This is a genomic window from Cupriavidus campinensis (assembly GCF_905397395.1).
Classification (GTDB): Bacteria; Pseudomonadota; Gammaproteobacteria; order Burkholderiales; family Burkholderiaceae; genus Cupriavidus; species Cupriavidus campinensis.
In genome coordinates this window covers 143,653-156,767 of sequence record NZ_CAJPVH010000002.1, presented here as the reverse complement: position 1 = coordinate 156,767, position 13,115 = coordinate 143,653, and the positions used below count along the sequence as shown (strand labels likewise).

The 13,115-nt window shown below is 68.9% G+C and carries 10 protein-coding genes; 1 reads left to right on the top strand and 9 read right to left on the bottom strand.

Annotated elements, in window-relative coordinates:
- Nucleotides 1-15: 15 nt before the first annotated feature.
- From KHO18_RS02240 to KHO18_RS02215, 6 genes are all read right to left on the bottom strand, one after another.
- A complete protein-coding gene (locus KHO18_RS02240; protein ID WP_211942714.1) occupies nucleotides 16-2,490 on the bottom strand; it encodes a penicillin acylase family protein in 2,475 nt (824 codons plus the stop codon).
- Between the two features lie 111 nt (nucleotides 2,491-2,601).
- A complete protein-coding gene (locus KHO18_RS02235) occupies nucleotides 2,602-4,197 on the bottom strand; it encodes a sulfite reductase subunit alpha (RefSeq protein ID WP_144197569.1) in 1,596 nt (531 codons plus the stop codon).
- Entirely contained in the window at nucleotides 4,194-5,222 is a 1,029-nt protein-coding gene (locus KHO18_RS02230) for an FAD:protein FMN transferase (protein WP_144197568.1), read from the bottom strand. The genes KHO18_RS02235 and KHO18_RS02230 overlap by 4 nt, the downstream gene beginning before the upstream one ends.
- 9 nt (nucleotides 5,223-5,231) lie before the next feature.
- Nucleotides 5,232-6,065: a DUF4198 domain-containing protein gene (locus tag KHO18_RS02225; protein WP_144197567.1), complete on the bottom strand. Its 834-nt coding sequence runs from the start codon at nucleotides 6,063-6,065 to the stop codon at nucleotides 5,232-5,234.
- Between the two features lie 59 nt (nucleotides 6,066-6,124).
- Complete coding sequence (locus KHO18_RS02220; protein ID WP_144197566.1) at nucleotides 6,125-6,646, bottom strand: DUF2271 domain-containing protein; 522 nt, start codon at nucleotides 6,644-6,646, stop codon at nucleotides 6,125-6,127.
- A gap of 34 nt (nucleotides 6,647-6,680) precedes the next feature.
- Nucleotides 6,681-7,334 (bottom strand): PepSY-associated TM helix domain-containing protein, encoded by a 654-nt coding sequence (locus tag KHO18_RS02215; RefSeq protein ID WP_144197565.1) that lies wholly within the window; start codon nucleotides 7,332-7,334, stop codon nucleotides 6,681-6,683.
- Nucleotides 7,335-7,641: 307 nt separating this feature from the next.
- Between KHO18_RS02215 and KHO18_RS02210 the strand changes: the two genes are divergently transcribed.
- Entirely contained in the window at nucleotides 7,642-9,201 is a 1,560-nt protein-coding gene (locus tag KHO18_RS02210; RefSeq protein WP_144197564.1) for a methyl-accepting chemotaxis protein, read from the top strand.
- A 74-nt stretch (nucleotides 9,202-9,275) separates the two neighbouring features.
- On the opposite strand, the gene KHO18_RS02205 is transcribed toward KHO18_RS02210, so the two are convergent.
- From KHO18_RS02205 to KHO18_RS02195, 3 genes are read right to left on the bottom strand one after another with little or no spacing between them, the layout of a single operon-like run.
- Complete coding sequence (locus KHO18_RS02205; RefSeq protein ID WP_144197563.1) at nucleotides 9,276-10,274, bottom strand: tripartite tricarboxylate transporter substrate-binding protein; 999 nt, start codon at nucleotides 10,272-10,274, stop codon at nucleotides 9,276-9,278.
- A 49-nt stretch (nucleotides 10,275-10,323) separates the two neighbouring features.
- Nucleotides 10,324-11,499 (bottom strand): acyl-CoA dehydrogenase family protein, encoded by a 1,176-nt coding sequence (locus KHO18_RS02200; protein ID WP_211942713.1) that lies wholly within the window; start codon nucleotides 11,497-11,499, stop codon nucleotides 10,324-10,326.
- 9 nt (nucleotides 11,500-11,508) lie between these two features.
- A complete protein-coding gene (locus tag KHO18_RS02195) occupies nucleotides 11,509-13,062 on the bottom strand; it encodes an AMP-binding protein (RefSeq protein ID WP_211942712.1) in 1,554 nt (517 codons plus the stop codon).
- Between the last annotated feature and the right edge of the window lie 53 nt (nucleotides 13,063-13,115).

The following is a 13,115-nucleotide window of genomic DNA, read 5'->3' as shown; positions in this document are numbered from 1 at the left end:
GGTGGACCCCGCCGCTCAGCGCGGCACCAGTTCCACGCGCTCGGTGGTGGCCTTTTCCACCGCCTTGCGCGTGTAGACCAGCGGGAAGTACTCCCCCTTGGCCCACAGCGGCGCCAGATCGCGGTAGTGCGGGCTGGCCGGGTTGCCCGACTGCCCCGGCGTGTTCACCGCGCGCGAGGCGTCCCAGTTGCCCACGTCCAGCACCATCCGGAACGAGGCCCCGGCGGTGAGCTGGAAGTCATTGTTGCGATAGCTGGTGTTCATCGGCGTGAATGACGATCCGCCGATCGGCCCCGCGTTCACGTCGTACTGCTGGCGCTGGGCGGGGTCGAGGATGGCGTTGAGGGGATGGTTGAACACGGCGGTGTGCAGCTTGCCCCACTGCCACGCCGCCGGGTCCGGCCCGAGGGACTTCTCGACCTCGGCCATGGCCGACTTCAGCGAGCTGAGCATGATCTCGTTGCGGCGCTCCACGGTCATCCAGCTGGCGGGCTGCTCCATCACCGCGATCACCCGGGTGGCATCGCCCGCCCCCACCAGCTTGGCCGCTTCCGGCGACAGCGCCCCGCGCACGATGGCCGTGCGCAGATGCTTGCTGAACCAGACCTCGAACAGCGCCGCCGCCGCGCTGTTGGCGCGCTCGTTGCCGTCCCAGTTGCGCAGCAGGTCCAGCCCGCGCTGGACCTGCGCGTCCGGGCTGTTGAGCGGCTTGAGCAGCGCCACCACGCGCTGAGCCGGCAGGGACACCGTGTCGTTCTGCCACGCCATCGAGTCCGCCACCGAACTGCGCGACTTGGCCCCCACCACTGCCTTGAGCCGCTGGGCACGCGAACTGTCGCTCCATTCATAGCCCACGCCAATCTTCGCGGCCGGATGGTTGGCCGGGATGTTGTTCTCGTTGGCGGTGACCACGTAGCCCGGCGTCGGGTTGTAGGCCCACGGCAGTTCGTCCATGTTGCGATAGCCGGCCCACTCGTAGCGGCCATCGCCGGGCACCGGCGTCAGGCCGTCCCAGTTGGGCCGGTTCACGGTCAGGCCGCCCGGAATCCAGCCGATATTGCCCGAGGTATCCGCGTAGACCTGGTTCTCGCCCGGCGCGCCCCAGCGGTTCATCGCCGCGCGGAACTGGTCCCAGTTGCGCGCGCGCATGTAGTCCATCGACCCGAAATACGGCGCCATGCCGTAGTCCAGCCACGCGGCGCGCAGCACCCAGGCGCGCTGGGTCCTGGCGTCGGCGTAGAGCACCGGGCCGTGGCGCGTGTAGTCGATGGTCACCGTGCGCGGCGTGGCCTCCCCGCGCACCGCGATCTGCTCGGTGACGGTTTCCATCGGCTCCCAGCGGCCCTTGTAGCGGTACTCGCGCGCCTGCCCGGGGTTGGTCTCGTAGACGTAGAGGTCTTCCTGATCCATGTAGAACCGGGTCAGGCCGAAGGCGATGGTGCCGTTATGGCCAATCGAGATGCCTGGCAGGAACGGCTCGCCGGCGCCGATCACGGACAATCCCGGCGCGTTCAGGTGGCTGATGTAGCGCAGGCTCGGCGCGCCGTGCGCGCGGTGCGGGTCATTGGCGAGGATCGGCCGGCCCGTGGTGGTGCGGCTGCCCGCGATGACCCAGTTGTTCGAGCCCAGGCTGCGGCCGGTGTCGCTGGATGCATCGACCATCGCATAGAGCTGGTCCACCGGCACGTTCCCGGCCCCCGCGGCCGCAGCCTTGCTGGCGCCCGGTGTCCACCACTCCTTCGGAAAGCGCGGCGCGGCCGTGGCCAGCGCGTAGGCCTGCTTCAGCTCGGCCACGGGCAGCGCGCAGGGGTCCAGCCCCTCGGGCAGCTTCGGCTCGACCGGCGGATCGAGTTCGCGGCGCACCCAGTCGGCGCGCACCGCGTTGGCCTTGCCTTCGCAGAACACCGCCGCGCGGTCCATCTCGCCCGTGAAATTGAGCGTCAGGCCGTGGTGGCGAATCCGCACGATGTCTTCGGCGCGCCAGAGCGCCGGCTTGTAGTTCAGCACCCGGAACTCGGGCGGCAGCAGCGCCGGGTTGGCCTCCGTCTGCGCCACGTAGGCGTTCACGCCGGCCACGAAGGCTTCGGCCACGCGCTTGGCGTCTGAGCCGTAGGCCAGCCACTCCCGGTACATATCGCCCCGGAACAGCACCGCGCGCGCCATGCGGTCCCCCTCGACATAGGCCGGCCCGAAGTCCTTGGCCATCTCGCCGAGCCCGCGCTTGCGCCAGAGGTCGATCTGCCAGAGGCGGTCGCGCGCGGCCATGAAGCCCTGCGCGTAGAAAGCGTCGTAGAGCGTGCCGGCGTAGATATGGGGCACGCCCCATTTGTCGATCAGGATGCTGGCCGGCTTCTCCAGCCCCGGCACCGCGAAGCGGTCTGGGCCGGCGGCGAGGGCGGCGGGGGTGCTGAGGGTGGTGAGGCTGGAGAGCGTGGCAAGACAAGCGAGCGCGGCGGCAGTGCGCCGCAGCGGACGGGAATGGTGAAGCATTGTGTCTCCTCTTCGGGGCCTGTTGAATCAGGACTCATGAGGATAGACGAATGTGGCGCCGATGGGGCCGATACGGCGATCGTGCGCCGCCGCAATACAGGCGTTTCAGGTTCAGTAAACGTCCCGACGGTAGCGCCCGTCCTCGGTCATCGCCTGCAAAGCGTCTTCGCCGGTGATGCCGGCGAGCGCCGCGTGCACGCTGCCGGCCATGCCCTGCAGGCTGCCGCAGACATAGATCGCCGCGCCTTCGGCCAGCCATGCGCGGATGGCGTCGGCCTGCGCCGTCACGGCGTCCTGCACGTAGTGCGGCACGCAACCATCGCGCGACCACGCACGGTCGATGCGCTGCAACACACCTTGCTCCTGCCACGCGCGCAGTTCTGCACCGTGGAAGTCGTCATGGGCGGCGGAACGCTCGCCAAACAGCAGCCAGTTGCGCCGATGCCCGGCGGCCGCGCGGGCCTTCAGCAGCGCGCGCAGGCCGGCCAGGCCCGTGCCGTTGCCGATCAGGATCAGCGGGCGGTCATCGGCAGGCGGATGAAACGCGCGATTGGCGCGCACGCGCAGCGCGATATGCGTGCCCTCGGGGGCATGGACGGTCAGCCAGCCGGAAGCCAGCCCCAGCCGGCCATCGTCATGACGGGTCTCGCGCACGAGCAGTTCGAGCCGGCCATCGGCGGGCAGCGAGGCAATCGAATACTCGCGGTGCGGCAGGGCCGGCAGGGCGTCGATCAGCGCCTGCGGGGCCAGGCCGGCCATGGTGTCGAGATGGGCATCGGGCAGCGGCAGGCGCGTGGCCAGCGCCTCGGCCAGCGTCATGGGGCGGCTGTCGCAGCGGACCGGCGTGGCGCCATCGAGGGAGAGACGGGTCAGCAGGGTCGCCACCACGTCCGGCGGCTGGCAGGGGCCGACCTCCGCGATGTCGCCAGCCGTCCACGCCAGATCGCTGGGATCTTCGGGCACCAGCGCGAGGTGCCAGGCCGGCGCCCCCTGGCTGCCGGCGTTGAGCAGCCGGCGCTCCACCAGCTGCCAGCGGCCATAGCGCGGGCGCTCCCAGTCGGCAATCTCCGCGCCGCCGCCGAGCGCGGAGAGATGGTTCTGCCAGTGGCGCAGCGCGCCGGGGTCGCCGTTGTCCACCTCGACCATGTCGAACAGCGGCTGGGCGTGATGGCGCTGCAACCAGCCGGACAGCGTGTGCCCGAAGGCGCAGAAGCGCGCGTAGCTGCTATCGCCCAGCGCGAGAATGCCGTAGCGCAACTGGCGCAGCGATTCCGGCGCGGCGCCGGACACCAGCTTGCGCGTGAAGCCGGAGGCGGTATCGGGCGCGTCGCCCTCGCCTGTCGTGCTGACCAGGAACAGCGCCTGCCCGCAGGCGGCCAGCCGCGCGCCGTCCAGCTCGGCAAAGGACAGGACTTGCACCGGCAGCCCGGCGCCTTGCAGCGCGCGGGCGGTTTGCATCGCCAGTTGCTCGGCGAAGCCGGTCTGGCTGGCGTAGGCCACCAGCGTCGGGCGCGCGGCGCCGTTGTCCTGCTGAATGAGCCCCACCCGCGCCGCGCGGCGGCGGCGATGCTGGGCGAGGATGGCGGCGCAGAAGCCCGCATAGGCCGCCACCACGCCGGCGGCCATCGCCATCCGCTCCGGGGACAGCACGGCCAGCGCGACGCCGGCAAGGCACACGGCCCAGGGCCACAGGCGTCCCACGGTCATGACAGCATGGCGGCGAACGCCGGCGAGGTAAGTTCATCGAAGCCGCGCGGCGTGCGGACCAGGAAGCGCGCCGCCAGCGCATGGCGCCGCGCGAAGTCCATGCCCGCCTGCGGGCCAAGCACGGTCAGCGCCGTGGAGAAGGCATCGGCCAGCATGCAGTCCCGGTGGATCACCGTCACCGAAGCCAGCGCGTGCGCCGCCGGGTAGCCGGTGCGCGGGTCGATGGTATGGGCGAAACGCCGCCCGTCCTGCTCGAAGTAGCGGCGATAGTCGCCGGACGTGGCGATGGACAGCCCGAGCAGCGCCACCAGCGTGCGGGCGGCGCCGTGGGCGTTCCCACTCCCGGTCCCGTTCCCCCCTGGGGATTCCAGTTCCACCCACCACGGCATGCCGTCCGGCTTCAGGCCCTGCCCGCGCAGCTCGCCGCCGATCTCGACCAGATGATGGGTGATGCCGCGCGCGTCCAGATGGCGGGACACCGCATCGACGGCAAACCCCTTGGCGATGGCGCAGAAGTCCAGCGCGAGCCCGCCCGGCTGGCGCGCCCGGCGGTGGGTCACATCGACCTCGAGTCGCTGCCAGCCGCAGGGCTGGCGCACGCGCGCCACGTCGTCCGGGGTGGGCGCGGTCTGGCGCGCATGCGCCAGCCCTGCGGGGCCGAAGCCCCACAGGTCCACCAGCGGCCCGGCGCTCGGGTCGTAGGCGCCGCCACTGTCGCGCGCCACCTGCAGCGCGGCCTGGAGCACCGTGAAGCAATCCTCGGGCAGCGTGACCCAGGTATCGGCGGCAGCGCGGTTGAAGCGGCTCAGGTCCGAGGTCTCGGACCAGTTGCTCATCTGGGCGATGACGTTGGCGAGTACCGTCTCGATCCCGGCTTCGATCCCTGCATCCCCATCGCCTGCCAGCACCGCCGACACCGACCACGTGGTGCCCATGGTCCGCCCGGCCCACTGCCGCACGTGGCCGTCCGCCACCGGTGTGGGCGGCGGGGCGGTCAGCGAGGTGGGGATCAGAACGCGCTGCATCGGCCGGGCTTACTGGGGCAGCACTTCCACGGTCACGGCGTAGCCCGCGCGGCGGGCCTTGGCCTGCTTGACCGAGGTTTTGTCGTCACGCACATCGGCTTCCATCCAGTACATACCCGGGGCCGGCCACTTGACGCTGAACTTGCCGTCCGCGTCCGTGGTGACACTCATGTCGTTGAGCTTGTCGCGATAGCGGATGCCGCCCGGCACGATCTCCACCTTCAGGTTGCTGGCCGGCTTGCCGTCCAGCAGCAGGCGGAAGCTGGCCGTGTCGCCCGCCACGAGGTCGTTCGGGTGGGTGATCGGGGCCAGCTCCAGGCCGCGGCCCGTGGTCGACAGCGCCTGCTTCGACGGCTTGCCGGCAGTGACGAAGGCTTCCACGCGGCCGGCGTTCTCGGTTACCTGCAGGTCCTGCGCGTTGGCCGGCACGTTGCTGGCCAGCGCCTCGGCGGTGCCGCGCCAGCGCTTGGTCTGGCCGCCTTCCTTCCACGAGGCGAACACGCCCTGGTTGACCACGGCCACGCGGTAGGTGCCCGGCTGCGTCAGGTGCAGGTCGAAGGTGCTGCGGTACTTGCCGGTGGCGGCGTTCTCGGCCTTCACGGCGGCGCCATCGGGGCCGGTGACGACGAGGTTGTCGAGCCGCATCGGCACGTGTTCGAAGTAGAACAGGTCGTTGGAGACGGCAGCGTCAACGGTCACCCAGGCGTCGTTGCCGGACAGCACGGTGGCCGACGGCAGCAGCCACTGGCGGTGGGCGTGGGCGGCCAGCGGGGCCAGGGCGGCCAGCGCCAGCACGGCGGCGCGCATGGCAAGGCGTTGCGGGAAACGGGCAGGCTTGTTCATCGTCAGGCTCCAGTCAATCCAGTCAATCCAGTCAAAACGGGGTGAGAACGGCGGATGGGTCAGGGCTTCAGGTCGACGGTGACGCCGCCGAGTTCATGCTCGCCCTTGGCGCGGGCCGTCTGCGCGGACTGCGGCGGCCACGTGAAGGGCACGCGCACCAGCTCGCGGCCGCCCACTTCGCGCGCGGCCTCCACCACCAGCTGGTAGTCGCCGGCGGGCAGCTTGCCGAGCGGCGACTTGCCGTCCTTGAACGACACCGCGTGCTCGCCCGGCGCGCGGGTGGCGCCGGAGATGCCATCGGCCGGCATCTGCATGTCGCGGCCGGCCTTGCGCCACCACTGGCGCATGTCCTTGAGCCACTTGGTGCCCTCGCCGTCCTTGAGCTTGCCGTCGTACCAGACCGCCAGCGTGGAGACGGGGCTCTGGTCGGCACGCTCCACCCACATCGCCACGTAGGGGCGGTGGTACTCGGCCACGGTGAGGCGGGGAATTTCCACCTTGACGTTCAGATCGGCGGCCATGGCGGGCGCCAGCGGCGCGGCGGCAAGGCCAGTCATGGTCACGGTAAGGAGTCGGCGCATCGGAACTACCTTTTCTGGTTGGAAGGAATGCAAATCAGTGAATGAACACGATGGCGAGCAGCAGCGGCACCACCAGCCCTGCGCCCACCAGCGGCCACGTGGCCGCGCGGCCACCGGCGTGCAGCTTCAGCAGGAACAGCCCGGTGAGGCTGAAGACGAGGCACGCGAAGGCGAACACATCGAGGAACAGGCTCCACGCGTGGCCCGTGTTGCGGCCCTTGTGCAGATCGTTGAAATACGAGATCCAGCCGCGCGAGGTGGCTTCGTATTGCACCTCGCCGCTGTCCAGCGCCACGCTGACCCAGGCGTCGCCGCCGGGGCGTGGCAGGGCCACGTAGAGTTCATCGGCAGACCATTCGGCCTCGCGCCCCTCGGCATCCACATGGAGGGACGCCGACAGCCACTGGGCCAGCGCGGGCGGCACCGGCGTTTTTTCGGTCTTCCGGGCGGCACCGGCCGGGGCCGCTTGCCGCAGGGCGGCCAGCACCTCGCGCGGTGCGGTGTCGCCGCGCGTGACCACGCTGGGCCGGGCCTCGATCTGGCCGGCATGGTTCAGCGTGAAGCCGGTGATGGCGAACAGCATCATCCCGATCAGGCAGATCGCGGAACTGATCCAGTGCCACTGGTGAAGGTGCTTGAGCCAGAAGGCGCGGCGCTGCTGGCCCGAGGCCGGCTGGTTGTCTGTCATGCGGGAGAAAAATGGGAGGTGCGCCGGTGCGCGGCGGCCTGTCAATCAGCCGCAACCGGCGGATGATAATCGTTCTCATTTGTTGGGGCAATCCGACATGACGTAATCAGCACACCGCTCCTGGTTACGTTGCGTTACAGCCCCAGCGGTGGGCGGTCGGAGAACCCATGCGCCTCTCTCATCACCTAACCCTATCAGTGTTTCCCCCCGATCAAGATCCTTGATGACCGCGCCGTTATGGCACCCATAGAGGGCGACAAAGAGATCGCCCCGAACGGGTTTCAGACATGGAAAAGGAGGAAATCGAATGCTGCAAAATCTCAGCCTGAGAAAGAAGCTCATGCTGCCCCTGGTGTTGAGCTGGATCTGCCTGCTGGCCATCACCCTCTGGAATGCCTGGGAAATGCGCGCGCTGCGCTTGCACGATCGCAAGCTGTCGCTCGAGCAGGTGACCGATGTCGCCAACTCCATCGTCACCGAGTACGAGGCGATGGCGCGGGCCGGCAAGCTGCCGGTGGAAGAGGCCCAGAAGCAGGCGCTGGACCGCGTGCGCGCACTGCGCTTTGGCGCGGACGGCTATTTCACCGTGATGCGTTCTGATCACGTGGTGCTCATGCATGCCATCAAGAAGGAGCTGGATGGCAAGAACATGGGCGACATGAAGGACCCCAACGGGGTCTACCTGTTCCGGGAGATTGCCGCGCTGGGCAAGAACCCGGGCCACGGCTTCGTCGAATACCTGTGGCCCAAGCCGGGCGCCGAGGCGCCCCAGCCCAAGCTGAGCTACGTGCTGAACTTCAAGCCATGGGACTGGAACTTCATCGCCGGGCTCTACCTCGATGACATCCACGCTGAATTCCGCCAGTCGCTGTGGGAAGCGCTGGCCTGGCTGCTGGGCGTGGGCGCGCTGATGAGCGTGGTGATGGTGCGGGTGTCCGTCAGCCTGCAGAAGCAGCTGGGGGGTGAGCCCGCGCTGACCTCGCAGATCGCGGCGCGCATCGCCGAGGGCGACCTCGCCTCGCACGTGCAGACCGCGCCCAACGATCAGGAAAGCGTGCTCTACAACATGCAGCAGATGCAGGCGCGCCTGACCGGTGCCATCGGACAAATCCGAAGCTCGGCCGATTCGATCGCCGGCGCGGCGCGCCAGATCGCCGCGGGCAACGTGGACCTGTCGCGCCGCAGCGAGGAGCAGGCCGCCTCGCTCGAGGAAACCGCCGCGAGCATGGAGGAGCTGACCAGCACGGTGCGCCAGAGCGCGGACAACGCCCGGCAGGCGTCGCGGCTGGCCGAGGGCGCCTCGGACATCGCCGTGCGCGGCGGCGAGATCGTGCACCAGGTGGTGGGTACCATGGGCGAGATCAAGGCGGCCTCCGGCAAGGTGGTGGACATCATCGGCGTGATCGAGGGCATCGCCTTCCAGACCAACATCCTGGCGCTGAACGCGGCGGTGGAAGCCGCCCGGGCCGGCGAGCAGGGCCGCGGCTTCGCCGTGGTGGCCGGCGAGGTGCGCAGCCTGGCCCAGCGCTCGGCCACGGCGGCGAAGGAGATCAAGGCCCTGATCGACAACTCGGCCCAGCGCGTGGAAGACGGCGCGGTGCTGGTGGAAGGCGCCGGCCGCGCCATGGAGGAGATCGTGGAAGCGGTGAAGCGCGTGACGGACCTGATGGGCGAGATGCGCGCCGCCACCGAGGAACAGACCGGCGGCATCGAGCAGGTGAACCAGGCGGTGTCGCAAATGGACCAGATGGCGCAGCAGAACGCGGCGCTGGTGGAGGAAGCCACGGCCGCAGCGGCGTCGCTGGAAGACCAGGCAGACGCCCTGCACCGGGCGGTGGGGCAGTTCAGGTTGGCAGGCGCAATCTGAAGCCGGTGTTTCGATAAGGGTGGTGAAGCCCGGTGTTGAAGCCCGCAGGCCGGTTTGGCTGCGGGCTTTTTTCGCTACCCTGCCTCGCCCTTCATCCCGATCTTCGCCACCAGCGCCCCGTAGCGCGTGGTCTCTGCCGCAACCATTTCCGCGAACTGCGCGGGCGATGCGCTTTTGCGCAGCTCCCCGGCATTGGCCTTCATGGTGGCGTCCAGCTTGCCGCTGGCTTGCAAGGCCGCCACCGCTTCGAACAGCCGCCTGGCGATGGGGGCAGGCAGGCCCGCCGGCGCGAACAGCCCGCTCCAGTTGTCGAGCACGAAGCCGGGCGGAAGCGATTCGGCTAACGTCGGCACTTCCGGAAAATGCGTGGAACGCGCCGCCGCGGATACCGCCAGCGCGCGCACCTGTCCCTGCCGGATCATCGGCGCGGCGGTGCTGAGCACAGGCATGCCGAACTGTGTCTGCCCGCTGATCATGGCGGTGAGGATCTCGTTGGCGCCCTTGTAGGGGATGTGCACCGCTTCCGTGTGCGTGTTGTGCAGCAGCGTTTCCACCGCCAGGTGCGACACGCTACCCTTGCCGCCCGACCCATAGTTCAGCGCGCCGGGCCGCTTGCGCAGCGCGTCGAGCAGTTCGCGCGCCGTCTTGTATGGCGAGGAGGCCGGCACGGCCAGCACCACGGGCCCGCCCGATAGCGCCGAGATCGCCGTGAAATCACGCGACGGATCGAACGGTGGTTCGCGATACAGGTGCACATTGATCACGTGCTGGTTGGCCAGCACGCCCAGCGTGTAGCCATCGGGCGCCGCCCGCTTCAGCGCGCGCGCGCCGATGATGCCGCCGGCCCCGCCGACGTTCTCCACCACCAGCGGTTGCCCGAGCACCGGCCCCAGTTCCGCCGAGATCGTACGGGCGATGGCATCCGGCGCGGTGCCCGCGACAAACGGCACGACGAGCCGGATCGGCCGGCCTGGATAGGGTGCGGCGGCCAGCGCCACGCGGCCAAACGTGCCGCCCAGCGCCGCGGCGCCGGCTGCGGCGCCTGCACTGGCAAGCCATTGACGACGATTCATGGTTGTCTCCTGATGGGCGCGCGGTCTGGGCCGCGTCGCCGGTATGCGTTCAGGCAGCAGCGGGATCGAGGATCGCCTTGGCAATCGTGTTGCGCTGGATCTCGCTGGTGCCGGTGAAGATGCGGAACATGCGCAGCTTGCGCCAGGTCTGCTCCACGGGATGCCCGCGCGTCACGCCCACGTTGCCGTGGATCTGCACGGCCTTGTCGGCCACCTCGAAACAGCGCTCCGACACGAACAGCTTGCAGGCGGCGGCCTTCATGCGCAGGTCGGCGCCGGCATCGGCCAGCATCGCCGTCTGCGCAATCATGCTCTCGCAGGCCCACAGCGCCGCCGCCATATCGGCCAGCATGTGCTGGATAGCCTGGAAGCGCGCGATCGGGCCGCCAAACTGCCGCCGTTGTCCCGCGTACTCCACCGATGCCTGGTACGCACGCGCCGCCAGCCCGAGCATCGAGGGGCAATGCAGCAGCCGGTTCACGTTGATGCGCGACATGCCGAGCTTGAAGCCCCGCCCTTCCCCCCCGAAGATGTTCGCGCGCGGCACGCGCACGTTCTCGAAACGGATGTCGGCATCGATATGCTGGCCGGACATCGGCACATAAGCCTGCTCGACGGTCACGCCGGGCAGGTCCAGGTCCACCAGCACTGCGGTGATCGCGGGCGGCGTGGCGCTTGCATCGGTCACGCACATCACAATGGCGAAGTCCGCGAACGGTGCCCCGCTGATGTAGTGCTTCTGGCCGTGGATGACCAGATCGTCGCCGTCTGCGACGGCGGTGGTCCGAATGCTCTGCGCGTCAGATCCGGAATGGGGTTCCGTCAGCGCGAAGCAGGTGGACTTCTCTCCCCGGATCACCGGGCGGAAGTAGCGGGCCACCTGGTCTGGCGTGGCGTACTTGAGCATATTGCCCACGCGGGGCGGGCCACCCAGATCGCCCAGCACGTGCGGCGCCAGTACCGCGCCGCTGACGGCAAGGTCAGCCTTGAGCGCGCATTGCTCCTGGATGTTGAGCCCTTTTCCGCCAAGCTCCGCAGGCAGGCAGGCGGCGTAGAGGCCCAGTTCGCTGGAACGGCGCCAGACGTTGCGCAGTACCTCGCGCGGCCATGGGTCTTCGGTACCCAGACCGAGTTCGCGCTCGAGCGGGCGCAGTTCATCTTCGATGAAGCGCGCCACAGCGGCGCGCGTCTCGATCAGCACCGGATTGGTCAGATGGTCGAACATCAGCACTCCTCAGTTGACGCGGCGGCCGGCACCGGCCCAGTACTGCTCGCGCACGAGCTTGCGAGCCAGCTTGCCGCTGGCGTTCTTGGGCAGTTCCGCCACGAAGTCCACCGAGCGCGGCGACTTGTAGTCCGCAATGCGCGCGCGGCAATGGCCGATCAACTCATTCGCGCTGGCCTGCCGGCCCGGCCACAACGCCACCACGGCCTTGACGCTTTCGCCCCAGGTATCGTCCGGCACGCTGATCACGCACGCCTCCATCACGTCGGGGTGCTGGTACAGCGTGGCCTCCACCTCGTTCGGATAGACGTTGAAGCCGCCCGAGATGATCATGTCCTTCTTGCGGTCGACCAGATAGATATAGCCTTGCGCATCCACGCGCGCGAGATCGCCGGTATGGAGCCAGCCATCGATCAGCACCTCGCTGGTCAACGCCGGCTCGCCCCAGTAGCCCTGGAACACGTCTGCGCCGCGAATCACCAGTTCGCCGATCTCGTCGCCACTGACCTCCACGCCGCGCTCGTTGACCACGCGGACTTCGGTCTCGCCCAGCGCGCGCCCGCATGACGCCAGCCGCTCGGGGTACTGGTCGATGGCCAATGCATGGTCGGCCGTGGAAAGCCGCGTGACACCCGACGTGGATTCGCTCGCACCGTAGCCCTGCGACAGCACCGGGCCGATGCGCTGCCACGCCTCGCGGATGCGCGCCGGCGCCATCGGTGCCGCGCCATAGGCCAGCGTCTTGAGGCTGCTCAGGTCGGCATTGGCCAGCGTCGGTTCGGCCAGCAGCATGTTGATCATCGCCGGCACCATGAAGACGTGGGTCAGCTGCAGACGTGCCACCTCGGCCAGGAAATGCGCCGGCTCGAACTTCTCGAACAGCACCAGTGTGGCGCCCAGGAACAGGTAAGGCTGCATCAGCATGCCGGACGCATGCGTGACCGGGCCGATCAGGGCAAGGCGGTCGCCGGGGCGTGCGGGCCGATCCATGGTCAGGATCATCTTGCGCAGCGCCGCCAGCCGGTTGCCGTAGCTCTGCATGGCCGCCTTGATCTTGCCTGTGGAGCCCGAGGAGAAATGCAGCACCGCCAGATCGTCGGGGTGTGGCGTGTAGTCGATGGCTGCCAGGCCGCCGCCGGCCACCAGGGTTTCATAGTCACGATGGCCCGCTGCCCCGGCCTCGATGGCGAAGAAGTGCTCCACGCTGCCAAAGCCGCGCGTATCGCGCGAGTAACCGGTATATCCGGGCCCCACGATCATCACGCGCGGCGTGCAGTTTTCCACCACGTCGGACGCCTCGGCGGCGGTGAAACGCGGGTTCAGCGCGGCCTTGACGAGTCCGGCCTTGTATAGCGCGCATTCAATCTCGACGATCTCGGGGCAATTGCGTGACTGAATCGCCACGCGGTCGCCCTTGCGCAGGCCCAGCGCCAGCAGCGCGTTGGCCAGCCGGGTCGAACGGTCTTCGAGCTGGCGGTAGGTCAGCAAGCGGTCCCGGTACAGTACGGCGGGGTTATCGCCCCAGTAACGCGCGGCGCGCCTGAGGAAATAGGCAAAGGACATGGGGTGTCTCCTGGATGGCCTTGGTTTTTGTACCTTCAGTCTGTAAGCTGCGG